Annotated in this window: 27 protein-coding genes; 4 read left to right on the top strand and 23 right to left on the bottom strand. The window is 66.2% G+C overall.

Annotated elements, in window-relative coordinates; translation table 11 throughout:
• Positions 1-68: 68 nt before the first annotated feature.
• The 17 genes from ACIBK2_RS08965 to rpsJ all read right to left on the bottom strand — a co-directional run bounded on the left by ACIBK2_RS08965 (position 69) and on the right by rpsJ (position 11,643).
• Positions 69-2,273, bottom strand: a complete 2,205-nt coding sequence (locus tag ACIBK2_RS08965) for an MMPL family transporter (protein ID WP_396965205.1) — start codon at positions 2,271-2,273, stop codon at positions 69-71.
• 34 nt (positions 2,274-2,307) lie between these two features.
• On the bottom strand, positions 2,308-2,745 hold the full coding sequence (locus ACIBK2_RS08960; RefSeq protein WP_396965203.1) for an EXLDI protein: 438 nt from the start codon (positions 2,743-2,745) through the stop codon (positions 2,308-2,310).
• 364 nt (positions 2,746-3,109) lie between these two features.
• Positions 3,110-4,315, bottom strand: a complete 1,206-nt coding sequence (locus ACIBK2_RS08955) for an MFS transporter (RefSeq protein ID WP_396965201.1) — start codon at positions 4,313-4,315, stop codon at positions 3,110-3,112.
• 353 nt (positions 4,316-4,668) lie between these two features.
• Positions 4,669-5,472 carry a phosphatase gene (locus tag ACIBK2_RS08950; RefSeq protein ID WP_396965891.1) on the bottom strand — a complete coding sequence of 268 codons (804 nt, stop codon included), beginning with the start codon at positions 5,470-5,472 and terminating at the stop codon, positions 4,669-4,671.
• A 105-nt stretch (positions 5,473-5,577) separates the two neighbouring features.
• Positions 5,578-6,015 (bottom strand): PIN domain-containing protein, encoded by a 438-nt coding sequence (locus tag ACIBK2_RS08945; RefSeq protein ID WP_396965199.1) that lies wholly within the window; start codon positions 6,013-6,015, stop codon positions 5,578-5,580.
• On the bottom strand, positions 6,012-6,266 hold the full coding sequence (locus ACIBK2_RS08940) for a DUF6364 family protein (protein WP_396965197.1): 255 nt from the start codon (positions 6,264-6,266) through the stop codon (positions 6,012-6,014). Before ACIBK2_RS08940 ends, ACIBK2_RS08945 begins: the two co-directional genes overlap by 4 nt.
• Before the next feature lie 117 nt (positions 6,267-6,383).
• Positions 6,384-6,656 (bottom strand): 30S ribosomal protein S17, encoded by a 273-nt coding sequence (rpsQ, locus tag ACIBK2_RS08935; RefSeq protein WP_364736281.1) that lies wholly within the window; start codon positions 6,654-6,656, stop codon positions 6,384-6,386.
• Positions 6,653-6,892, bottom strand: a complete 240-nt coding sequence (rpmC, locus tag ACIBK2_RS08930; RefSeq protein ID WP_039822417.1) for a 50S ribosomal protein L29 — start codon at positions 6,890-6,892, stop codon at positions 6,653-6,655. The genes rpsQ and rpmC overlap by 4 nt, the downstream gene beginning before the upstream one ends.
• Positions 6,892-7,308, bottom strand: coding sequence for a 50S ribosomal protein L16 (rplP, locus tag ACIBK2_RS08925; protein ID WP_357386121.1), 417 nt, complete (start codon positions 7,306-7,308; stop codon positions 6,892-6,894). The genes rpmC and rplP overlap by 1 nt, the downstream gene beginning before the upstream one ends.
• Before the next feature lie 4 nt (positions 7,309-7,312).
• Complete coding sequence (gene rpsC / locus ACIBK2_RS08920; protein ID WP_040731339.1) at positions 7,313-8,116, bottom strand: 30S ribosomal protein S3; 804 nt, start codon at positions 8,114-8,116, stop codon at positions 7,313-7,315.
• A complete protein-coding gene (gene rplV / locus ACIBK2_RS08915; protein WP_357386119.1) occupies positions 8,117-8,518 on the bottom strand; it encodes a 50S ribosomal protein L22 in 402 nt (133 codons plus the stop codon).
• Entirely contained in the window at positions 8,515-8,796 is a 282-nt protein-coding gene (gene rpsS, locus ACIBK2_RS08910) for a 30S ribosomal protein S19 (protein WP_357386117.1), read from the bottom strand. The genes rplV and rpsS overlap by 4 nt, the downstream gene beginning before the upstream one ends.
• A 15-nt stretch (positions 8,797-8,811) precedes the next feature.
• A complete protein-coding gene (rplB, locus tag ACIBK2_RS08905; RefSeq protein WP_396965192.1) occupies positions 8,812-9,651 on the bottom strand; it encodes a 50S ribosomal protein L2 in 840 nt (279 codons plus the stop codon).
• Positions 9,652-9,684: 33 nt separating this feature from the next.
• Positions 9,685-9,990 carry a 50S ribosomal protein L23 gene (gene rplW, locus ACIBK2_RS08900; RefSeq protein WP_040731336.1) on the bottom strand — a complete coding sequence of 102 codons (306 nt, stop codon included), beginning with the start codon at positions 9,988-9,990 and terminating at the stop codon, positions 9,685-9,687.
• Positions 9,987-10,661 carry a 50S ribosomal protein L4 gene (rplD, locus tag ACIBK2_RS08895; RefSeq protein ID WP_396965189.1) on the bottom strand — a complete coding sequence of 225 codons (675 nt, stop codon included), beginning with the start codon at positions 10,659-10,661 and terminating at the stop codon, positions 9,987-9,989. Before rplD ends, rplW begins: the two co-directional genes overlap by 4 nt.
• Positions 10,658-11,323, bottom strand: coding sequence for a 50S ribosomal protein L3 (rplC, locus tag ACIBK2_RS08890; protein WP_150404057.1), 666 nt, complete (start codon positions 11,321-11,323; stop codon positions 10,658-10,660). The genes rplD and rplC overlap by 4 nt, the downstream gene beginning before the upstream one ends.
• A gap of 14 nt (positions 11,324-11,337) precedes the next feature.
• Complete coding sequence (gene rpsJ, locus ACIBK2_RS08885) at positions 11,338-11,643, bottom strand: 30S ribosomal protein S10 (RefSeq protein WP_003938093.1); 306 nt, start codon at positions 11,641-11,643, stop codon at positions 11,338-11,340.
• A gap of 530 nt (positions 11,644-12,173) precedes the next feature.
• On the opposite strand from rpsJ, the gene ACIBK2_RS08880 reads away from it, so the two are divergent.
• Positions 12,174-12,650: a hotdog fold domain-containing protein gene (locus tag ACIBK2_RS08880; RefSeq protein WP_357386111.1), complete on the top strand. Its 477-nt coding sequence runs from the start codon at positions 12,174-12,176 to the stop codon at positions 12,648-12,650.
• Between the two features lie 4 nt (positions 12,651-12,654).
• On the opposite strand, the gene ACIBK2_RS08875 is transcribed toward ACIBK2_RS08880, so the two are convergent.
• Positions 12,655-13,590: an esterase/lipase family protein gene (locus ACIBK2_RS08875; protein ID WP_396965186.1), complete on the bottom strand. Its 936-nt coding sequence runs from the start codon at positions 13,588-13,590 to the stop codon at positions 12,655-12,657.
• A gap of 2 nt (positions 13,591-13,592) precedes the next feature.
• Positions 13,593-14,597, bottom strand: coding sequence for an alpha/beta hydrolase (locus tag ACIBK2_RS08870; protein ID WP_396965184.1), 1,005 nt, complete (start codon positions 14,595-14,597; stop codon positions 13,593-13,595).
• 233 nt (positions 14,598-14,830) lie between these two features.
• Here ACIBK2_RS08870 and ACIBK2_RS08865 point away from each other — a divergent pair, with 233 nt between their 5' ends.
• Positions 14,831-16,021, top strand: a complete 1,191-nt coding sequence (locus ACIBK2_RS08865) for a lycopene cyclase family protein (RefSeq protein WP_396965182.1) — start codon at positions 14,831-14,833, stop codon at positions 16,019-16,021.
• Here the strand turns inward: ACIBK2_RS08865 and ACIBK2_RS08860 are convergent.
• From ACIBK2_RS08860 to ACIBK2_RS08850, 3 genes are read right to left on the bottom strand one after another with little or no spacing between them, the layout of a single operon-like run.
• Complete coding sequence (locus tag ACIBK2_RS08860) at positions 15,991-16,860, bottom strand: ABC transporter permease (protein ID WP_396965180.1); 870 nt, start codon at positions 16,858-16,860, stop codon at positions 15,991-15,993. The two genes, ACIBK2_RS08865 and ACIBK2_RS08860, sit on opposite strands and share 31 nt — an antisense overlap.
• Complete coding sequence (locus ACIBK2_RS08855; protein WP_396965178.1) at positions 16,857-17,681, bottom strand: ABC transporter permease; 825 nt, start codon at positions 17,679-17,681, stop codon at positions 16,857-16,859. Before ACIBK2_RS08855 ends, ACIBK2_RS08860 begins: the two co-directional genes overlap by 4 nt.
• Complete coding sequence (locus ACIBK2_RS08850) at positions 17,678-18,661, bottom strand: ATP-binding cassette domain-containing protein (RefSeq protein ID WP_357386103.1); 984 nt, start codon at positions 18,659-18,661, stop codon at positions 17,678-17,680. Before ACIBK2_RS08850 ends, ACIBK2_RS08855 begins: the two co-directional genes overlap by 4 nt.
• Before the next feature lie 365 nt (positions 18,662-19,026).
• Here ACIBK2_RS08850 and ACIBK2_RS08845 point away from each other — a divergent pair, with 365 nt between their 5' ends.
• On the top strand, positions 19,027-20,553 hold the full coding sequence (locus ACIBK2_RS08845) for an aldehyde dehydrogenase family protein (protein WP_396965889.1): 1,527 nt from the start codon (positions 19,027-19,029) through the stop codon (positions 20,551-20,553).
• Positions 20,554-20,626: 73 nt separating this feature from the next.
• Here ACIBK2_RS08845 and ACIBK2_RS08840 read toward each other — a convergent pair whose 3' ends face one another.
• Positions 20,627-21,895: a TetR/AcrR family transcriptional regulator gene (locus tag ACIBK2_RS08840; protein ID WP_396965175.1), complete on the bottom strand. Its 1,269-nt coding sequence runs from the start codon at positions 21,893-21,895 to the stop codon at positions 20,627-20,629.
• A gap of 208 nt (positions 21,896-22,103) precedes the next feature.
• Between ACIBK2_RS08840 and ACIBK2_RS08835 the strand changes: the two genes are divergently transcribed.
• Positions 22,104-22,916, top strand: a complete 813-nt coding sequence (locus ACIBK2_RS08835; protein ID WP_396965173.1) for an enoyl-CoA hydratase-related protein — start codon at positions 22,104-22,106, stop codon at positions 22,914-22,916.
• Positions 22,917-23,177: the final 261 nt, after the last annotated feature.

Below are 23,177 nucleotides of genomic sequence, written 5' to 3'. Positions count from 1 at the left end.
CCGGTAAGACCCGAGCAGTGAAAAGGGCTGCCCTCCAGAAACACTGGAGGGCAGCCCTTCGGTCTTACTTACCGCCGTTCACCGGTACTCGACCAGCCGCCCGTCGCACCACTGGGCGCGGTCAGCGGACGATCGTCCCGCGCGGAGTGCAGCGACTCGTCCCGCTCGGATGACCCACCGGACCTCTCGTCCCCGTGCCCCGGCCACCAGGCGCGGTGCCCGAGCAACGCCGTCAGCGCCGGGGTGAAGAACATCGCCATCACGAAGGCCGCGATCGCAATGCCGACCGAGATGGCGAATCCCATCTGCGAGAGCACGTTGTTGCCCGCCAACATCATCGAGGCGAAGGTCCCCGCCAGGATCAAGCCCGCCGCCGCGACCGTCGGACCCGTATGCCGCAACGCAAGTGCCGCAGCCTGTTTCGGGTCGTTTCCCTCGCGAGCCTCTTCCCGCAATCGCGCCACCATCAGGATGTTGTAGTCCGTGCCGAGCGCGACCACGAACAGATACATGATCACCGGGAGCGTGAAGATCAGCCCGGATTCACCCTGAATGTGCTGGAACACCAGCACCGCCGCGCCGAGCGTGGCCGCGAATCCGAGGAACACCGACGCCATCAGATACCACGGCGCGACCAGGCTGCGCAGCAGCAGGGCGAGCACGATCATGATCAAGATGGCGGCCACCGGGAACACGATGGCGTAGTCGTGGTTCATCGCGTCCTGGAAGTCGACGAAGACCGCCGTCATGCCGCCGACGGCCGCGGTGGTGCCGGCCGGTGCTGCCGCGTGCGCGGCATCCCGCAGCGGATTGCGGACCGTCTCGATCGCGGCGTCCGACTCGGGTGCGGAGGTGAGCGTCACCTGGAAGTCAGCCGTCGCCTTGTCCGCGGACAACTGCGGCTCGCCCACCTGGCCCACGCCGGGCACCGTGGTCAGCGCCGCCCGGTAGTTCGTGAGCTGGTCGCTGGTCAGCGCGCCTTCGGTCGAGCGAAGCAGCACGTCCGAGGGCTGGGTGGCACCGGCGGGCATGCCCTTGAGCAATTCCTTGTTGTAGACCACCGATTCGGACGCGGCCGAGGTCGAGCCCGAACTCAGATCGAAGGTCGGATTGAACCCGACGGCCACGATGCCCAGCGCGACGAGCACGCCACCGGAGACCAGGGCGAACGCCGCGGGCCGACGCCCGAGCGCGCCGCCGACTGCGGCGAACCGCGCACCCTTCGGCTCCGTCTGCCACGCCTTGGACGGCCAGAACACCTTGGTGCCCAACAGCGAAACGATGGCGGGGACCAAGGTGAGCCCGGCCAACAGCGCCACCGCGACCGCGATCGCCAGTGCCGGACCCAGCGCCCGGAACATGCCAAGGGTGGACAGGGTCAGCGCCATGAACGCGATGATCACCGCGGCCGCCGCGGAGGTGATCGCCTCGCCGACCCGGGTGACCGCACTGACCATGGCGGTCTTCGGGTCCTCCCCCGCCCGCAGCCGTTCCCGGTAGCGGAACATCAGGAACAGGATGTAGTCGGTGCCGACGCCGAACAGCACCACCAGCAGGATGGCGTTCACCGAACTGTCGATCTTCAGGTCGAAAGCCTTGGCCACCATGGCGATCAGTCCGGTGACCACGCTGGAGACCGCGCCGATGGTGACGATCGGGAGCAGCGCGATCACCGGGCTGCGGAAGATGATCAGCAACAACACCAGGATCAAGACGATCGTCGCGGCCCCGATGATGGCCATGCCCTTATTGCTCGACTCGACCTGATCCAGCATCTGCGCGGCCTGGCCGGTGATGCCCGCCTTCAGCTCGGTGCCTTGCACCTGCGCCTTCAGCTCGCTGCGCAGCGCCTTGACCGCATCGCTCTGCTTCGTGTCGCTCGCGCTGGTCACCTTCGTCAACTGCACGGCCATCACCTGAATCAGCCGGTTCTCCGACGGTGGGATCGCCTGTAATCCGGTGACGTCCTTGATGTTCGCGCCGGTGAGTTTCGCGCCGATCGACGCGACCGAGGCCGCATCCGTCTCGCTCAGCGGCCCATTGTCGGCACGTGCGAAGACGATCAGCGCCGCGGGCGCCGCGCTCTGCGGAAAAGCCTTCTGCTGCATGTCGAGTGCCTGGATCGACTCGTAATGCGAAGGCAGGAAATCGGATTGGTCGGTGGTCGAGGTGAGGGTCGGCGCCGCGGCCACCACACCGACGATGATGAGCAGCCACAGGCCGATCACCTTCCACGGATGGTGTACGACCAACTGCCCGAGTCGAGCAAACATGGGGGACAAGTCCTTTCGGTATCCGAGCCGCAGCTCAGATGTCGAGATCCTCGATGGGCGGGTGCTCGGTCGTGTCGACGAGAGTGCGGAAGATCTTGGCCGGAATCCGATCCCGCAGTTCCTCGAACGAATCCACCACCTCCAGGATGGAGTCGCCCCAGCTCTGCTCGTCGACATCGAACCCGCCGCGCCAGTCCTTCTTCTTCAATTCCTTGACCCAGTCGGTCATCACCGCGAGATCGGTCCAGTCCGTCGTCTTCTTGTGCACCGCATACTTGCCCTTGCGGCCCAGATAAACCCGAACCAGCTCGACGCCAACCCTGTTGAACTGCGTCGACTCCCCCAAGAGCCGACCGACGAACCGCTGCGTCCGCCCGCCCCCGGGCCCCACCTTCACGATCACCTCCCGAAACTCCTCCGTCTCCCCCTTCGAGAAGCTCACAACCTCATCAACCACATGCTGTGATTCCATGACGACTCCATCCATAAGTGAGTGCGCATGCGCGCATAGATCCTCCAGTCGGCGAACCCCGCATAAGCCCTCGCCGACCCCCTCGGATCTTCATTTCTTTCCAGTCCCGAGCCGCCGCATCCCAACGGCCCGTTCCCGCCCCACTATATGTAGATGTATACGTATAGCGCAAGACCTAGCAGCATGCCGATCTGCCGACAGCGCCCACAGAACGATTGCAGCAGGTCAGCGGAAGACCTCCAGCACATCCAGCGCGCACGTCCCGAGCCGAGGCAGGCATATAACGCCAATACCGGACTTCGCAGTGCCGCAACCAGTTCGGCCACCTGCACGGACGCCGGTTAGCCGTCCGTACCGGATGCGTTCAGGCGCCGACTCGAGTTACCGCTGGCTCTTTGAGGATTGCCGTGCGACGGCGGGCGCGGAGGGTGAGGAGTAAGGGGATTCCTAGACCTATGGCTATGCCCAGGGTTGCGGCGGCGGCGAAGCCTGCTGGGAAGCCGCCTGCGTCGATGGCTATGCCGGCCAGGGAGCTGCCGATGCCGTTGCCGAGGGTGAGGGCGGCGGCGTGCCAGCCGATGGCTTCGCCGCGGCCGCCTTCGGGGACGATGCGGCTCATTTGGTCGATGGAGGCGGTAATCGTTGGGGCGCAGAATAATCCGGCGATGAGGCCGGTGATCGCGAGGGAGATGGGGCCGATGGCGAAGGCCATCGGGATAGTGACCGCACCGAGGCCTGCGAGTAGGAGGTAGGTCGAGATGGGGCGTCGTAGTCCGCCGTAGACGAGGCCGCCGACGACCGAGCCGAAACCCCAGACGGCCAGGACCACGCCGAGCCACTGCTGGGCGCCGAATTCGCGGATGGCGGAGACGAAGGTGAGTTCGGAGCCGGACAGGACGGCGATGGCCGCGCTCGCGCCGACGCACAGGGCGACGAATTCGATGCGGAACCAGCTGCGGCGCGGGACGGCCGAACTCGACCGGTCGGCGTCCGCGGCGGAGCGCAGCGGCGGATTCCGCACCCAGAGCAGGACGCCGGCCAGCACCAAAGTCATTTGCACGAAGAACAACACCATCGTCGTCGACCAGACGCCCGCTGCGGCGACGCCGACGATCGGCCCGACCATGAACGCGCACTCGACGGACACCGCTTCCAACGCGAGCGCGGGTTGACGGTTCTGCTCGGTGGTCGCGGCGATGACCGCCTGCCGGACCACGGTGAAAATCGGGACGTCGAAGAGTCCGGCGATGGCGGCCAGGATGAGCAGCGGAACGTAGTCGACGAACGGCGCGATCGACCAGCACACCGCGCCGACCAGGATGGACGGCGCGATGGTACGGCGCAGCCCGAACCGATCGAGCAGCCGCCCGCGCCACGGTCCGCTCAGCGCGATGCAGACCGTGACGATCGTGCTCAGCGCACCGGCCTGCACATACGACCCGTGCAGCGTCTGCACGACGTGCAGCGCGAGCAGCACCGCCCCGGCGAAGAACGGGATGCGCACCAAGGCCCCGAGCAGCAGCACATTACGCACCGCCGCACTCGACAAGACCACCCGATAGGACCGCACCGACCGAGCTTGTCATGCCCCACCGACAAGCCGCTACCGATTTATCCCATGAATTCGGCCTCCGCGTCGGGCCGCCGCCGCACCGCTCAACGAGCAAGCGGTGGTACACCTTTCGCCGCTGCCCGCGCAGCCGACATACTGCGCGGCTGCCGCGCACCTTTTTGCGCGCTGCGCCTCAACTTGCTAGCAACTTCATGCGCGCCGACACAACTTATGCGCGGGGTGACACCGCGAGCATTCGCGGCGACGCCGGTTCCGGTGATCATGAACTGTCCCCATTCGACGCCCAGAAAGGGTGCAGATCCCGAAAGGGATTGCGGCTGTTGACTACCGGGCGTGGGCACGGGAACGGTTCAGTCCGTGAGCCCGGCACGGTCGAGTAGGTAGTCGGTCATGGGCTCGTAGTACTCGGGGAAGACGCCGTCGTCGAGGGGGACGGTGACGGCGATCTTGCCTTCGGCGTGGCCTGCGAAGAGGGCGGGGTCGTTGGAGTCGGCGAAGCCGACGGTGTCGATGCCTGCTTCGCCCGCGGTCCCGGCCCAGCCGTGGTCGGCGATGACGAGGTCGGGCCAGGCGCGGGGTTCGGGGCTGTCGCGCAGTTCCTGCAGCATGGCCTGCATCGGGTTCGGGTCGTGGGTGTGCTGCAGCCGGCCGCCGGTACTGAGCGCGGCAACGCCTGAGGTGTAGACGATTTCGCGGACCCGCGATCCGTTCACGGTGATGACCTGGTACGACCATCCGGCCGCCGGCGTCAGTACGGTGCAGCCCGCGGCATGCAGCGCATCCTCGACAGCTCGATACACACCCATCAGCGGTCCCGGGTGACCGGTCGCCAGCAGCACCGTCTCCTGATCGCGCGCCGCACGCCCGATCCTGGCACCCATCTCATCGAGCGCCGCGATGGTCAGATCCACGCCGATGGTGTCGGCTCCTTGCCGATGCCGCGGATCGGGGTTGACTCCGCACAGCCGCGCCATCATGTCGAGCGTCTGGTCGAACGTCCAATCCTTCAGCACCAAACCGAACTGGTACCCAGGATCTTTCGCCACCATCCTGCGGTAGTGCGCCAGGTTCCCCTCCCGTGGCGTCGCGACATCCCCCGCTATCCGGGTCTGCAGCAGATGCTTCCGCAACAGCGCCCGATCATATGGCTGCACCAACAATCCCACCTCCGCATCGGCCGACGCTGCTACCGAGGCCAGGCGCATCGACGCAGTTTCGCCGTCAATACGACACTACAAGGAGGGACTGTGGGTGTCCGATTACTCCGCTCGTTCGAGGAAGGGGTTCCGGACCTCGAGCCCGAGGAAGTCGCGCCCGTGCTGAAGGTCTTCCGACAGTAGATATTTCGCACCGGACTGGGACGCTGCCTCGATGATCAACGCATCCCACCAGGACACTGTGTGTTGTTCAGCGAGGAATGAGGCATTCATGATGATCAAGGGGTCCGTGTCGCGGGTACACCATTCGCTGTAAATCGCGATAACGCGTCGGGCCTTCGAGGGGCTCATCCGCGGCGTCAACTTGCGAGTTGCGGTGTTGTAGAACTCCTGAAGCACCTGTGTGCTGAGCAGTCCGGCGCCGCGAGACCACAGATCCGCGAGAACGTCCTGCGCGATGCGGTGGCGGTGGCCCGCTTCGATATCGTGCGCATAGACGAGGACGTTGGTATCGATAAAGGTGCGCTCAACTTCGGTCACGCGTGCCTCCGCTCCCCTCGGTCGTACAGATCCTCCCGACTCCAGTTGATGTGACCGCCATGCCCTTCGGCATTCGCCATCAACTCGAGGGCCTGTTGTTTCGCATACTCGTAGCGCTCAGCATCTTGAGCGATCTCGCGCAGATACTGCGCCACCATCGCGCTGACCGACGTACCCCGCTGTACCGCAATCACCTTGGTGGAGGTGATCACCTCTTCATCCAACTGAAGCGTCAGATTCCTTTTGGCCATGCCACAGGATATCACGTGGACCACGTGGAAATCACGTGGAATTCAGGTCAGCCCCGGAAACGGCGAAGGCCCGCCTCCAAACAGGAAGCGGGCCTTCGACTTTCAGACCGGAAAGGCTTACTTGGCCTTCTCCAGCACCTCGACCAGACGCCAGCGCTTGGTCGCCGACAGCGGTCGGGTCTCCATCAGCTGGACGCGGTCGCCGATGCCGGCGATCTCGTTCTCGTCATGCGCCTTCACCTTGGAGGTGGTGCGAATGATCTTGCCGTAGAGCTTGTGCCGGTTACGGTCTTCCAGCTCGACGACAATCGTCTTGGTCATCTTGTCCGAGACAACGTAACCGACCCGAACCTTGCGGCTGGCGCGCTGCTCTTCTTTCTGTTCGCTCATGCCGCATCTCCCTTGTCAGCGGGTCCGGAGGCCAGACCGAGCTCGCGCTCGCGCATGACCGTGTAGATGCGCGCGATCTCGTGACGAACCACGCGCAGCCGACGGTTGTTGTCCAGCTGACCCGTCGCCATCTGGAAGCGCAGGTTGAACAGCTCTTCCTTGGAGTCGCGCAGCTTCTGCACCAACTCTTCTTCGGTGAGCTCGCGGAGCTCTGCGGCCGGTGTTTCGGTAGCCATCAGAACTGCTCCTCCCTGGTCACGATCCTGCACTTCATCGGGAGCTTGTGCATCGCGCGGCGCAGGGCCTCGCGAGCGATCTCCTCACTGGGGTAACTCATCTCGAACATCACGCGGCCGGGCTTGACGTTCGCGATCCACCACTCGGGCGAACCCTTACCGGAACCCATGCGGGTTTCGGCAGGCTTCTTGGTGAGCGGGCGATCCGGGTAGATGTTGATCCAGATCTTGCCGCCACGCTTGATGTGGCGGGTCATCGCGATACGTGCCGACTCGATCTGCCGGTTGGTCACGTAAGCCGGCTCCAGCGCCTGGATCCCGTACTCGCCGAACGCCACCGAGGTGCCGCCCTTGGCCATGCCGGAACGACCGGGGTGGTGCTGCTTGCGGTGCTTGACCTTACGAGGCATCAGCATTGCGTCAGCCCTCCTGTGTCTCTGCCGGAGCGTCCACCACCGCGGTGGCGGCGCGCCCGGCCTCGGTGCTGGTCGCCGTGGTACCGGCGGAGCCGGACCGACGCGGGCGAGACGGACGCTCGCGGCGCGGACGATCACGATCGCCTGCCGGAGCGCTGGCGGCGGCGAGCTCACGCTTGCCACCGACGATGTCGCCCTTGTAGATCCAGACCTTCACGCCGATGCGACCGAAGGTGGTCTTGGCCTCGTAGAGGCCGTAGTCGATGTCGGCACGCAGCGTGTGCAGCGGGACGCGACCCTCGCGGTAGAACTCCGAGCGCGACATTTCGGCGCCACCGAGGCGGCCCGAGCACTGCACGCGGATGCCCTTGACATTCGGCGAACGCATGGCCGACTGGATGGCCTTACGCATCGCACGACGGAACGCCACGCGGTTGGACAGCTGCTCGGCCACGGCCTGAGCAACGAGCTGCGCATCCGATTCGGGGTTCTTGACCTCGAGGATGTTCAGCTGCACCTGCTTCTTGGTGAGCTTCTCCAGCTCGGCCCGGATGCGATCGGCTTCGGCGCCACGGCGACCGATGACGATGCCAGGACGAGCGGTGTGGATATCGACCCGGACGCGATCCCGCGTCCGCTCGATCTCCACCTTGGAGATGCCCGCCCGCTCCATGCCGGTGGCGAGGAGCTTACGGATGGCGACATCTTCCTTGACGTAGTCCGCGTACTGCTTGTCCGCGTACCAACGCGACTTCCAGTCGGTGGTGATACCGAGGCGGAAGCCATGGGGATTGATTTTCTGTCCCATTTACTTTGCCCCTCCCTTCCGGCGGTTGCGAGTTGCTCCACCGGCGGTGGGGATGCTCTCGACCTCGATGGTGATGTGGCTGGTGCGCTTGCGAATGCGGAACGCACGACCCTGGGCACGCGGCTGGAACCGCTTCATGGTCGCGCCCTCGTCGACGTAGGCCGTCGAGATGACCAGGGTGGCCGGGTTCAGGCCGAGGTTGTTCTCGGCGTTCGCCGCGGCGCTGGCCACGACCTTGGCAACCGGCTCGCTCGCGGCTTGCGGCGCGAACCGGAGGATCGCCAGTGCGTCCTCGACTCGCTTGCCGCGGACCAGGTCCACGACACGACGAGCCTTCATCGGGGTCACGCGAACGTGCTTGGCCGTTGCGCGTGCGGTCGGGTTCTGCGTCTCAGTCGTCATCGCCGCTTGCTCTTCCGGTCGTCCTTGATGTGGCTTCGGAACGTCCTGGTCGGCGCGAACTCACCGAGCTTGTGCCCGACCATGTTGTCCGAGACGAACACCGGCACGTGCTTGCGACCGTCGTGGACGGCGAAGGTGTGGCCGATGAAATCGGGGATGATGGTCGAACGACGCGACCAGGTCTTGATGACCTGCTTCGTGCCCTTCTCGTTCTGCACGTCCACCTTCGCGAGGAGGTGGTCGTCGACGAACGGGCCTTTCTTGAGGCTGCGTGGCATTTCTTACCTCCTCCTTCAGCGCTTGTTCTTGCCGGACTTGCGGCGGCGGACGATGAGCTTGTCGCTCGGGCGGTTGGGCTTGCGGGTACGGCCTTCCGGCTGTCCCCACGGCGAGACCGGGTGGCGACCACCGGAGGTCTTACCTTCACCACCACCGTGCGGGTGGTCGACCGGGTTCATCACGACACCACGGACGGTGGGGCGACGGCCCTTCCAGCGCATACGGCCGGCCTTGCCCCAGTTGATGTTCGACTGCTCGGCGTTGCCGACCTCGCCGACGGTGGCGCGGCAGCGCACGTCGACGCGACGGATTTCACCGGACGGCATACGCAGCGTGGCGTAGGTGCCTTCCTTACCGAGCAGCTGGATGCTGGATCCGGCCGAACGAGCCATCTTCGCGCCGCCGCCCGGACGCAGCTCCACCGCATGGATGGTGGTACCGGTCGGGATGTTGCGCAGCGGCAGGTTGTTACCCGGCTTGATGTCGGCCGTGGGGCCGGACTCGATCGGGGTGCCCTGCGCGATGCCCTTGGGCGCGATGATGTATCGCTTCTCGCCGTCCACGAAGTGGAGCAGCGCGATGTTCGCGGTGCGGTTCGGGTCGTACTCGATGTGCGCGACCTTGGCCGGGATGCCGTCCTTGTCCAGTCGACGGAAGTCGATCAGACGGTAGGCCCGCTTGTGGCCGCCACCGCGGTGCCGAGTGGTGATGCGACCATGCGCATTACGACCACCCTTGCTGTGCAGCGGGCGGACCAGCGACTTCTCGGGCGTCGTCCGAGTGATCTCAGCGAAGTCCGAAACGGACGACCCGCGGCGACCGGGGGTTGTCGGCTTGTACTTACGAATTGCCATGAGTTCTTCTCTTCTTTCTGGAGTCCCAGGCGCTTACGCGACCGGGCCTCCGAAGATCTCGATGGGCTTGCTGTCGGCCGAGATGGTCACGAGCGCGCGCTTGGTGTTCTTGCGCTTGCCGTAACCGAAGCGGGTCCGCTTGCGCTTGCCCTGACGGTTGGCGGTGTTGACGCTGGTAACCGTGACACCGAAGACCTTCTCGACGGCGATCTTGATCTGCGTCTTGTTGGAGTCCGGGTGCACGATGAAGGTGTAGGTGCCTTCCTCGATCAGTCCGTAGGACTTCTCCGAGATGACCGGCGCCAGCAGGATGTCGCGGGGGTCGGCGATGGTGGTCACTTGCTCTCCTCCTGTGCAGCCTCGGCGGGGCCGTGCACGAAGGCGTTGAGTGCCTCCACGCTGAACACGACCTCGTCGCTTTCCAGCACGTCATAGGTATTGAGCTGGTCCGGTGCGATCGGGTGCACGAACTCGAGGTTCTGCACGCTCTTCCAGGCCGCGATGTCCTCACGTCCGAGGACGAGGAGGAACTTCTTGCGGTCCGAGATCTCCGCGAGGAAGCTCTTGGCCAACTTGGTCGACGGGTCCTGCCCGGCAACAAGTTCGGTGATCACGTGGATGCGCTCGTTACGCGCCCGGTCCGAAAGTGCTCCACGCAGTGCGGCGCGGATCATCTTCTTGGGGGTGCGCTGGCTGTAGTCGCGCGGCTGCGGGCCGTGCACGACGCCACCACCGGTGAACTGCGGCGCGCGGGTCGAGCCCTGACGGGCGCGGCCGGTGCCCTTCTGCCGGTACGGCTTCTTGCCACCACCGCGGACTTCACCGCGGGTCTTGGTGGAGTGCGTGCCCTGGCGGGCCGCGGCCAGCTGCGCGATGACCACCTGGTGCATCAGCGAGATGTTCGCGGTCACGTCGAAGATCTCCGAGGGGAGTTCGACGGTGCCATTGGTCTTGCCGCCCAGTTCCTTGACCGGCAGGGTCAGGTTGGCCTTCTTCTCCAGGCTGGTCATGCGTGCGCACCACCCTTCACTGCGCTCTTGACGATCACGACGTTGCCGCGGCGACCCGGGATCGCTCCCTTGATCAGCAGCAGGCCGTTTTCGGCGTCAACCTTGTGAACCGAGAGGTTCTGCGTGGTGACGCGGTCGTTGCCCATGCGGCCCGACATGCGCATGCCCTTGAACACGCGGCCGGGGGTGGCGCAGCCACCGATGGAGCCGGGACGACGGTGCACAGCCTGCGCACCGTGCGAGGCGCCCTGACCGGCGAAGCCGTGACGCTTCATGGTGCCGGCGAAGCCCTTGCCCTTGCTGGTACCCGTCACATCGACGTAGGCGCCCTCTTCGAAGACGTCGGCGTTGATCTCCTGGCCGACCTCGAAGGTGGACGCGTCGGCGACGCGGATCTCGGCAACGTGGCGACGCGGGGTGACGCCGGCCTTGGCGAACTGGCCGGAGACCGGCTTGTTCACCTTGCGCGGGTCGATGGCGCCGAAGGCAACCTGAACGGCGCTGTAGCCGTCGCGTTCCACGGTGCGGATCTGGGTGATTACGTTCGGTCCGGCCTTGATGACGGTCACGGGGACGACGCGATTCTTCTCGTCGAACACCTGGGTCATCCCGAGCTTGGTGCCAAGGATGCCTGCCGCGGGCCTGTTCTTGTTGTCAGTCATATCTCCAGTCCCCGTCACTGAATGTTGACGTCGACGCTGGCCGGCAGGTCGATGCGCATGAGCGCGTCGACCGTCTTCGGCGTCGGGTCGAGGATGTCGATAAGCCGCTTGTGCGTACGCATCTCGAAGTGCTCGCGCGAGTCCTTGTACTTGTGCGGCGAACGGATGACGCAGTACACGTTCTTCTCGGTCGGCAACGGCACCGGGCCGACGACGCGGGCCCCAGTGCGGGTCACCGTCTCAACGATCTTGCGCGCTGACGCGTCGATCGCCTCGTGGTCGTAGGCCTTGAGCCTGATGCGGATCTTCTGTCCCGCCACGCTAAGTGTCCTTTTCTCCGCTTATACCTTCGTGATCCGGAAGCTGGCTTCCGTACCACCCTCAATTTGCACAGCCCGAACACACGAAGACGTCTCACGTGAGACCGCGATCAGGCACGCATGCCTAACCCTCGCCGCTGTTCATCTGTCATGGTTCTCCGGTCCACGCGGTCGGGCGTGTCGTTCTGGTCTCCGACCAGCATTGACACAGCCGCTCATTCCTCGGCCCCGGATAAAACTTCATCTCAGGCCTGGAACCGTGTTCCCGGACGTACCCACATCGGTTGACCCGATGAGGTACACGATTGTTGGTACTCGCCTCGCCTAGCCATCCCGTCTCACACGGAAACAGGCACGGCACTGGTACAAGGCAACCCGAACAGTATGCCCGACGCGGTCTGCTACTTCAAATCCGGCCCCCGCGAGCGGCTCCGCCCAGGTCATCGGCATGACGGCGACGACAGTACCGCGCCCCCAGTGAGTTGGGGCACACTCGACAGACCCAACTTACTCAGCAGTAAGATGAGCGCATGACGAAAGAGACTGCGACTCTCCGCAGCTGGAAGAAGCTGCCGGACAACCGGCTCGGCCACACCCTGTTCTCGCTGGGCATGGTGGCCAGGGTGCCGTATTTCGGCACGGTGCTGCCGAGCGTCGTCCGCCTCGAGCCGGGGCTGTGCGAGGTGACCTCGCCGAAGTGGTTCGGCATCCACAACCACCTCGGCACCTATCACGCCATCGCCGCGTGCAACCTGGCCGAGGTGGCGATGGGCATGCTGAGCGAGGCGACCGTGCCGAGCACCCATCGCTGGATCCCGAAGGCGATGAACGTGCAGTACCTGGCCAAGGCGGAGACCAGCCTGCGGGCCGTCGCGAAGCTGGACCAGATCCCCGACTTCACGACGATCACCGCGGGCCAGAACCTGATCGTGCCGGTCTCGGTCTACGACAAGCACGGCCTCGAGGTCGTGCACGCCGACATCACCACCTGGGTCACCCCGGCCTAGTTCGTCAGCAGGGCAGGGCGCGGTTGTCGTTCGCCAGTGCGCTGAGCACTATCGCGGCGGCCCGCGTATCCCCCAGCAGGCCACTGTGATTCGCGATATCGGCCGGGCAGCCGTCCTGCAGCCAGATATTGCGATCGTCGCCGGTGGGCGCGGCGAGCAGCGCGGTCTCCTGCGGGGTGATGATTTCGTCGGCGCGGGAGGCGAGGGCCGTGTACCGGACACCGGGCACGGTCTCGCCTCCCGCGTTCAGCCGGTTCAGCAGCGGTGACCCAACCACCTGCTGCTGGCCCGGAGTTCCGAAGACCTGGGCCGCGATCTCCGCGTTGTCCAGGCCGAGCGAGGCGAGATCCGGGTAGTTCGTGCGGAGCCCGCCCCAGGTGGAGCCCCGATACGGGGTGCCGAGGGTGACCACCTGGGTCACCGCGGCCGCGCCCTGCGCGCGCAGGTATTGGCGGATGACGTTGCCCCCGGTGGAGTGCCCGACGAGCGCGATCTGGCGGGCGCCGGTGGCGCGCTGCACGGTCTGCACGACCTCGTTGAGCTCGGTGGCCATGCGATCGATGTCGCCGACGCCGTAGATGGTGCGGCCGAGCATCGCCGCGCCGACCGGGCCGATACCCATTGTGCCGGAACCGGCTTGGCCGCTCACCACCTCACGCAGGCCGGGCGTCGGGCCCAGGTCCGCCGCGAAAACGCAGTAGCCTTCGGCCCGCAGCAGCGGCGCGAGCAGGGCGAAACTGTTGGGTGCGTCGGTGCCGGAACCGTGCACGAGCAACACCGGCTGTGGGCGCTCGGCCGAGGGGTGGCAGGCCATGTCGTTGGCGCCCGCGAAGGCCGGGATCGGCGGGGCGGCGGCCGCGGCGGGTGCGTGCAATACGGCCGCGCAGGCGGCAGCGAGGGTCAGGCCGGCGATTCTCGCGGCCTGTTTCCGAATCCACATCGTTAAATTCCCAACGGAGCAGACAGCGCAGGCCACGAGTTCTTCAACGCGTCTTCCCAATATCCCCAAGAATGGGTGCCGTCCGGGTGAATGTCATATGTCGCCGGAATGCCGAGACTATTCAGGCGAGTTTGCATATTTCGTGAGCAGTAATTCGTGCCCGCTTCGATGACGCCGCCCTTGATGATCTGAGCCGCGTAACCGTCGACGCCGGGCAGCGAATACTTGCCGTTCAATTCGTCGTACTTTCCGGGCAGCCCGCCGCCGCTGGAAATGTAGATGGACTTGCCTCGCAACCCCTCGGCCTGCACGTACGGATCGTTGGCGGCCCAGCGCGGATCGTTGGCCGCGCCGTACATGTTGTCCAGGTGCGCCCAGCCCCAGGTCTCCACGGTGAGCCGGACGAACTCCTGGCCGACCGGGTCGCTGATCTGCGCGCAGCCGCTGTAGGCGGCGACGCTGGAGTACAGCGCGCCGCCGGTGGCGGCGAGGGCGAGGGTGGTGGTGCCTGCCATCGAGAAGCCCGCGATGGCGTTGCGGCCGTTGGTCGCGAAGTATTTGTCCATGAGCGGCGGCAATTCGCGAGTCAGAAAGGTTTTCCACTTCTGGCGGCCCAGCCGCGGATCGTCGTTGACCCAGTCCGCGTAGTAGCTGAACATGCCACCGATCGGCGAGACCACATGCACGTTCTTCGTCGAAAGGAACTGCATCGCATCGGTTTCCGTCGCCCAGGTGACGCCGTCCTCGCCGCCGCTCGCGCCCTGCAGCAGGTAGAGCACCGGCCGGGGCACACTGGTGTCGGCCGCGCGTTGCGTCTCCACCTGGATATCGCGATCCATCGCGGCGGAATGAATTGTCAACGTGAGCTTTCGCGCATCGTGCTCTTGCACCGAAACAATCGACGACTCAGCAGGCGCCCCGTGCGCCGGTGCAGGCATAATTGCTATAACAGCTGCACCGACTGTGACTGCGAGCACACTTAGCCAGCCGCGGTTGCTGCCTCTCATGATTCCCCTTCTCCAGAACGCGAAACCACCCGCGTACGGCGCCAAGACTACGGGGAGAAACAGCACCTTTTCATCACTGAAGTTGCAGGGCCACCAATTCTGGGGGCACGAATGTGCGCGATTATCGGAATGCGTGCTTTCACTATGTTTGCTTTGCCGGGAGACCCGATTTCCGGGGGCCCGATGTGCCGGGGTAGTTGCGTCGCCCCCGCCGCAGCGGATTGAATGCCCTCATGGGTGTCAGCGCGGTCCGAGATGTCGACGTGTGCGTGGTCGGGCTCGGTCCGACCGGCCGGGCGCTGGCGCATCGCGCGATGCGAGCCGGACTCAGCGTGGCCGCCGTCGACCCGCGACCGGATCGGCTCTGGCCGCCCACCTACTCCTGCTGGGTCGATGAGCTGCCGAACTGGCTGCCGTCGAGCGCGATCGCGAGCACGATTCCGCAGCCGACCGTGTGGGCCAAGACCGAACACCGCATCGATCGCCCCTACTGCGTGCTGTCGAAAACCGGCTTGCGCGAGGCACTCCCGCTCGACGACGCCACCGTGCACACCGGCCGCGCCACCCGGGTCGACGCGCACGTCGTCGAACTCGCCGACGGCACGACGATCACCGCTGCCGCGGTGTTCGACACCCGCGGCCTGCCCACCCTGGGCCGACGCCGGGCCGCCAGCGCGCACGGCATCTTCGTCGCCGCCGAGACGGCCGCGCCCATGGTCCAGGACGGCGAAGGGCTGCTGCTGGATTGGCGCCCGGAGAACGGCGCGGGCCCCGACGAGCCACCCTCGTTCCTCTACTCCGTACCGCTCGGCGACGGCACCGTGATCTTCGAGGAGACCAGCCTCGGCCTGCGCGGCGGCATGCCACAGCACGAGCTGCGCAAACGTACGTTGAATCGCCTTGCCGCGCACGGCATTCGACTGACCGGCGACGAGCCGACCGAGGCCGCGCACTATCCGCTCGATCAGCCGCCGCCGAAAAAGGGCGTCGCCCAGGCGGTTCCGTTCGGCTCCCGCGGCGGCATGATGCACCCCTGCACCGGCTACAGCGTCGCCGACTCACTCGCCCTGGTGGACACCGCGATCACCGCGCTGCAGCAGGGCCGCGACCCCGTCGCCGAACTGTGGCCGCACCCAGCCCGATTGGTGTACTGGATGCGGATGCGCGGCCTATGGGGCATGGGCCGCCTGACCACCGACCAGTCGATCGCCATGTTCGACGCCTTCTTCAGCGCCTCCCCGCGCGGACAGCGCGCCCTACTGTCCGCGCACGACGACTACACCGCCCTCGGCGCCGTCCTGTTCAATACCGTCGCGCACACCTGGCCGTTCCGCTGGCGCTACGACCTGGTCGGCTGGACCCACCGCAATCGCTGGCTGGACTATGACTTCGATCAGGCGCCGGTCTCCGCCGCCCGTCGATAGCCGCGCACGGCCGGGTAGGCGAACACCACGATCAGGCCGAGCGTCCACAGCACGGTCTTCATCAGCGGCTCCGCGACCGGTCCGCCATAGGACAGTCCGCGCATCGCGTCGATCGCACAGCTCATCGGCTGATTCTGGATCGTCGACTGCAGCCACGTCGGGTATGCGATGGCCGGTGCGAAGCCAGTGTTGAAGAACATCAGCAATGTGTTGATGATGCCGATGATGTTCACCAGCATCACCCCCTCGGTGATGGTGGCCAGCGCCGTGACGAGCACCGCGAAGGCGACGCCGAACAGCACCGGGATCCCGATCAGTGCGATGCCGGCGAGCGGTCCCTGGTTGAACCGGAAGCCGAGCAGCACCCCGACGCCGACGACGAACAGGGTGGTGACCAGGACGCGAACGGCCTCGGCCAGTAGCCGTCCGGTCAAGCCCGCCGCTCGGTGGATCGGCATGGTCCAGAAGCGGCCGAGCAGGCCGGTCATCTTCTCGCCCTTGAAGCCGAGCGCGCTCACGACCGCACCCGACATCGCGGCGACCAGCGTGAGCAAGGCCATCTGGGCGTAGATGCTCGGCACACCGGTGTAGTTGGTGATCGACTTGCCGAGCACGATCTTGAACATCAACAGGGTGAGCGCCGGGTACACCAGCGTCTGGATCGTGGTCGCGGGATCGCGGGCCCAGACCAGCAGCAGTCGCTTGCACTGGATCAGGCTGTGCGTGACCCAGTTGCTCAGCGAGTTCTCGGTTTTCGCCGTCACCTCGGGCAACAGCGTGTTCCACGAGATCTTTTCGGTGTCTTCGATCGGCGCGATGGGTGCCTCCACAGAACTCATGACCGCCTCACGCTCGCCCAGATCGCCAGCGGGATGAAGACGAGCGCGAGCCCGATCACCCAGACCAGCGGCACCCACAACACTTGCCAGCTCACTCCGCCCGAGGCCATGTCACGCAGCGCGAAGGAGAACTGGGAGACCGGCTGGTTGCGCACGAAACCTTGGATCCACGTCGGGAAGCTGCGTTCCGGGACGAATCCGCACGACAGCATGCCGAAGATCAACGTGGGCAAAGTCAGCGCCTGGCTCAGCGATTCCGGACTCTTGGTCAGACTGCCGAGCGCATCGGCACCGAGCGCGAGCGTGGTGCCGACCGCCAAGGAGAACAAGCAGAACAACGCCGCTTGACCAAATCCGGCGACGAACCGGAAACCGATCATGTAGCCGAAGAGCACCGCGGCGGTCAGCGAGGTGATCGACCGAATCAACCCGGCCCCGATCCGCGCGGACAGCGGAACCAGCATGCCGATCGGCATCGTCTGCATTCGGGTACTCAACCCGGTCAACGCCTCGAACGCGGCCAACTGCGCGTTCGACATCATGGTGAAGGCCATCGTCTGCAACACGATGATCGGCATGACGTACTGGGCGTAGTCGATGCCCTGGAACTTCATCACGAAGCGCAGCGGCAGATAGAACCCGAGAGTGAACACCAGCGGCGTCACCACCGCGACGATCAACTCGCCCTTGGTGGCCATGGTCCAGACGATGCGGCCGGACAGTGCGCGCCACTGCGCGAACGAGGACAGCCGGGCCTCGGGTAGATCCGCGAACAACGCGGCCGCGTCGGCGGCCCGGTCGGGTGCGGTAGCGGTTGTCACGCTGCGCCGCCCGAATGCCCGGTGATGGAGAGGAAGACGTCGTCGAGCGAGGGCCTGCGCAACGCGATGTCGGCCAGTTGGATGCCAGCGGAGTCGAGCCTGCGCAGCGCCTCGGTCAGCGTGGCGGCACCCTCCGGCGCCGGAATCGAGAGCCGGTCACCGCCGTTGAGGCCGGCGAGCACCGCGGCGGGCACCAGGTCGCCGAGCGCGGTGGCGGTCGGGCGCAGCTGCTTCGGGTCCAGCGGGACCACCTCGCAGTAGCTGCCGCCGGTCTTCTCCTTGAGCTCGTCGGCGGTGCCCTCGGCGATCACCGTGCCCTTGTCGATGACGATGATGTTGTCGCTGAGTACGTCGGCTTCCTCGAGGTACTGCGTGGTGAGCAGGACCGTGATGCCCTGGGCCTTCAGCGCGTTCACCAGATCCCAGACGCCTTGGCGGCTGCGCGGATCCAGGCCGGTGGTCGGCTCGTCGAGGAACACCACCTCCGGCCGCACCACCAGACCGCAGGCGATGTCGACCCGGCGACGCATGCCGCCGGAGTAGTGCCGCACGGCCCGGCGGCCCGCGCTCACCAGGTCGAATTCCTCGAGCAGGGTGTCGGCCCGCTTGCGCGCGGCGGACTTGGTCAGGCCCATCAGGCGGCCGAACAGTTCCAGGTTCTCCCGGCCGGAGAGGTTCTCGTCGAGCGCGGCGTACTGGCCGGTCATCATGATCGACCGGCGCACCCCTGCCGCGTCCTTCAGCACGTCGTGCCCGGCGACCACGGCGGTGCCGGAGTCGGGGCGAAGCAGCGTGGACAGGATCTTCACCATCGTCGTCTTGCCCGCACCGTTCGGCCCGAGAATGCCGAGGACGGAGGCGCGGTCGGCAACGAAGCTGACCCCCTGCAGTGCATGCACATCGCCGAACGACTTCCGCACGTCCGTCACCCGGACCGCTGGCTCACTGGCATGCAGATCTGCTTGGTTCAAGCTCGGCATCAACTCTCCACTATCGGCAATTGCGGCGACTCTTGGTCGCCGGAGCGCGCGCGTATACGTCCCCCTAGGAGATCCGTAGCGCTTGGCGTGATGTTACCGGCATGCAGCCTTCGCGCCGGGCCGCCCGCGCAGTACCCAACAGGAGCGCAGACTAAATGTGTCCTTACTCACACCCGCCGATATCGGTCCGGCGCGACGCGAATCGGCGCTGGTGGACCGTGTCAAGGGCAGCGTGGTGGCGGCGAACGAGCCTTGTCGGCCCGTCGCGGCGACCATAGTCTGCTAATTGGGGGAACACTCACTCGTCCGCGGCGGCCGCCTCGCAAGTGGCCCGTACGCCGATTTCGATACTGCGAGAGGTGATCATGGCCGAGTCCGCGCAGCCACAAGTGGCGGCGCAGCCCGGAGGATCGGGCCGATCGAACGTGCTGACGTCCTATGACCCGCGCACCGGCGAGACCGTCGGCAACTACGCCGTGATGGGCGCGGGCGAAATCAATCGAACGGTGCGCGCCGCCCGCGCGGCCGAAAAATGGTGGGCCGAGCTGGGATTCAGCGGCCGCAAGCGCTGGCTGCTCGACTGGAAGCGCGATATCGCCCGTCGCGCAGGAGAATTGGCCGAGATCCTGTCCGAGGAAACCGGAAAACCGGAGGCGGACGCGGTAATCGAGGTGATGCTCGCGGTCGAGAACCTCGACTGGGCCGCCCGCAACGCGGCGCGCGCGCTCGGCAGGCACAAGCTCGGCTCCACCTGGCTGACCCGCAACCAGCGCGCCTCGGTCGGCTACCTGCCGCTCGGCGTGATCGGGGTGCTCGGTCCGTGGAACAACCCGGTGTTCACGCCGATGGGGTCGATCGCCTACGCGATGGCCGCGGGCAACACGGTGGTGTTCAAACCGCACGAGCTGACCACCGGTGTCGGCGTCTGGCTGGCCGACAGCTGGACCAGGCTGGCGCCGAATCAGCCGGTGCTGCAGGTGGTTACCGGCGATCACGCGACCGGCAACGCGCTGTGCCGGGCCAAGGTGGACAAGATCGCCTATGCCGGTTCGGATTCCGGCGCGCGCGAGGTGATCGCGCTGTGTACGCAGACGATGACGCCGGTGGTCGTGGAGCGCAGCGGCAAGGGCAGCATGGTCGTGCACGTCGACGCGAAGCTCGACGACGCCGCCGAGGCCGCGGTGTTCGGGGCGATGGCCAATGCCGGGCAGAACGCCACCGGGATCCAGCGGGCCTACGTCGCGGAGTCGGTCTATGAACCGTTCCTGGAGCTCGTGGTCGCGCAGGCCGGCAAGCTGCGGCCCGGCGCCGACAAGCGCGCGTCCTACGGCCCGATGATCCTGGAATCGCAGGTCGAGGTGGTGCGCAAGCAGATTCGCGACGCGCTGGCCCGCGGCGGCCGTGCCGTGGTCGGCGGCATGGATTCGATTCGCGAGCCGTACATCGAACCGGTGGTGCTTGCCGAGGTGCCCGAGGAGAGTCTGGCGATCACCGGCGAGGGCATCGGGCCGGTCCTGGTCGTGAACAAGGTGGCCAGCATGGAAGAGGCCGCGCAACGCATCAACGCGGTGGGCCACGACGTCGCGGTCTCGGTGTTCACCAGGGACGTGCACGAGATCGAGACCTTCGCCGAGCACCTGCGGGTCGGGGTGGTCACCATCAATTCCTCGACCGCCTACGCGGGTATCCCCGCGCTGCCCTTCGGCGGCGTCGGCGAATACGGTCAGGGCCACAGTCACGGCGATCAGGGACTGCGCGAGTTCAGCCACACCTTGGCCATCGCCCGCAAGCGCTACAAGGCACCGGTCAATCTGTCCACGTTCGACCGGCACCCACGCCATTTACGGTTGGCCAAGACCATCTTCCGCATCCGGCACGGTCGTAGCACCTGACGCACGCTTCTTGATTTCCGGCACCTGGAATCGCATGCGATTTCCGGTGCGGGACATCAGAAGGCGTGCGCGGTTAGGCCTTGTTGCCGAGTAGGACGGCTTGCATGAGGGCGGTGACCCGGGCCAATTGTGGTGGGCGGGAATCGAATCGGATGAGTCGGCCGACATCGATTACCTGGCCGATGGCCGCGTGCACGCGGAAACGCGCCTCGACGGGATCGCCGTCCAGCAGATTGGCCCATTCGAGGACGTTCTGGCGTTGAATGGCGCGCAGCTTGTGTTGTTCGGCCGGCGGCAGGTTGCTGAATTCGGCGTAATAGACCGGCATGATCTCGGGCATCGCGAAGGTGAGCCGGGCCTGACGCTCGGCGATGCGGCGCACCGCGTCCTCGCGGCTGGTCGCCTCGGCCAGCGCCTCGGTGATCGCGAGGGCGACCCGATCGCCGGTCCGGTAGAACGCGGCGGCGAGCAGGTCGGACTTGCTGGCGAAGTAGCGGTACACGCTTGAGGCGTTGATGCCGACGGCCGCGCCGATCTCCTCGATGCTGGCCTCGTGATAGCCCTGCCTGCCGAAGATCCGGATCGCCTCGGTGAGCAGCTGTTCGCGTTTCGACGACACCGGCAGGCCGCGCGTGACGGGTCCCGGATCGGGTTCCGGCGACGCCGGCGGCAGCTCGGCGCGCAGGATCGCCCACGCCATGTCGTGCAACAGCGGCAGCAGCCTGGCACCGGACAGCGCGCTGCGGTGCGCGGAGATGCTGGCGATCGCGCTGAGCACGGCGGCGGCCAGCATCGCCACATCGGCGGGCGGGGCGTCGGGTCGCAGCAGCGCGATGGGTGCGGCGAGGGTGCCGTTCAGGTCGTCGTAGATCTTCCTGATCCGGACTCGATCTTCGCGTTCCAGGTAGCGCCGCTCCCAGCGGTACAGCCCGGCCTCGCGGCGGATCTCGATGGTGTGTTCGCTGGTCGCCCGGATCAGCGCGTCCAGCCGCTCGGCCGGTGCCAGCTGCGGGTTGTCCGCGGCGCGGGCGACATTCAGCAGGTGTCTGGCGCCCTCTTCGGCGGCGGCGACGAGCAACGCGTATTTGTTCGTGAAGTGCCGGTACAGCGCGGGCCCGGAGATGCCGACCTCGGCGGCGATCTCGTCGACGCCGACCGGGTAGTACCCGCGATCGCTGAACGCGCGCGCGGCCGCCCGGATGATCTGCACCTTGCGATCCTTGGGCCGACGCCGCACCGGCGCACCCGTCGCGCGACCGCCTGCGGGATCACTGCGCGAGGCCGGCGTATCGGCGTCCGGCCGCGCGGAAGCGAGGCCGACCTCGCTGCGATCCGCGACCATGCACCTCTCCGTTCTCCGGCGGCGCCGCTGGTTGACAGCGCCCGACAATGGAACCTAAGTTAACCACAATTCGCAAAGTTAACCAGTATTCATGGCAGGGTAGCCGCTGAGTTCCAGCGTAGGAGCAGACAATGAGTGAGCGAAGCGAACGAATCATGTGCCAGCGCGCATTGCGCATGACGCAGCCGAGCGCCAGCGAGGCGGAGTCATGAGCAATACCGATTCCGCGGCGCCTGCCGCGCCCGAGCCGCGGTTTACGGCGGTGCACGACGGCAAGGTGCTGCGGGTGACCATCACCAACCCGAAGCGCAAGAACGCCGTCGACTACGACACCATGCTCGCCCTCGGCGACACCTTCATAGCGGCCGCCGCGGATCGCTCGGTGCGCGTGATCGTACTGACCGGCGACGGCGGCGATTTCTGCACCGGCGCCGACCTCTCGGCGACCGTGCGCGAGGCGCAACGCGGCATCACCCCCGATATGACGATGGACGTCGCGAACCGCTTCGTGAAGTCGATCGTCGACTGTCCGGTCCCGGTGATCGCCCGCGTCAAGGGCGCCGCGGCAGGCGTCGGCGTCGCCGTCGCCTTGGCCGCCGACCTGGTCTACGCCAGCGAGGACTCCTACCTCCTGCTCGCCTTCATCAACATCGGCCTGATGCCCGACGGCGGCGCGGCCGCCATGATCGCCGCCGCGGCAGGCCGCCCCCTCGCCGCGGAGATGGCCCTGCTCGGCGAGCGCCTCCCCGCCCCCGCCGCAAAACAGGCAGGCCTGTTCACCGCGGTCCTCCCCGAAGCCGAACTCGACGCAAGGGTCGAAGCCGCCGCCGCGAAGATCGCCACCGGCCCCCGCCGCGCCCTCGAACTCACCAAGCAAGCCCTCAACCAAGCAACCCTGACCTCCCTCGACCCAGCCCTCGCAGCCGAAAAGTCCGGCCAGGCCGAACTTTTGACGTCTCCCGACTTCCTCGAGGGCGCAACCGCCATGCTCACCAAGCGCAAGCCGGTATTCGAAGATTGATCGTCCGCCCGAGACTCCACCAAGGCGACAACTGATTTCGCAAGCACATGGGTAACTCGCCGGGCACCGGCTAACCCAACCCACCACGCCACCGCCGGTCGCCAACGTCACGATCAGCGCACACGAGTCTGGCCTGGAGTCGCGGAGAGGCGGACCAGCCAACTGATTTCGCGACGACATGGGTAACTCATCGGGTACGGGCTAACTCAACCCACCACCTCACCGCCGGTCGCCAACGCGACATTCAACGCGCGCGTGTCT

The sequence above is a fragment of the Nocardia sp. NPDC050175 genome (assembly GCF_044459885.1).
Classification (GTDB): domain Bacteria; phylum Actinomycetota; class Actinomycetes; order Mycobacteriales; family Mycobacteriaceae; genus Nocardia.
This window is presented reverse-complemented; position numbering and strand designations above follow the sequence as displayed.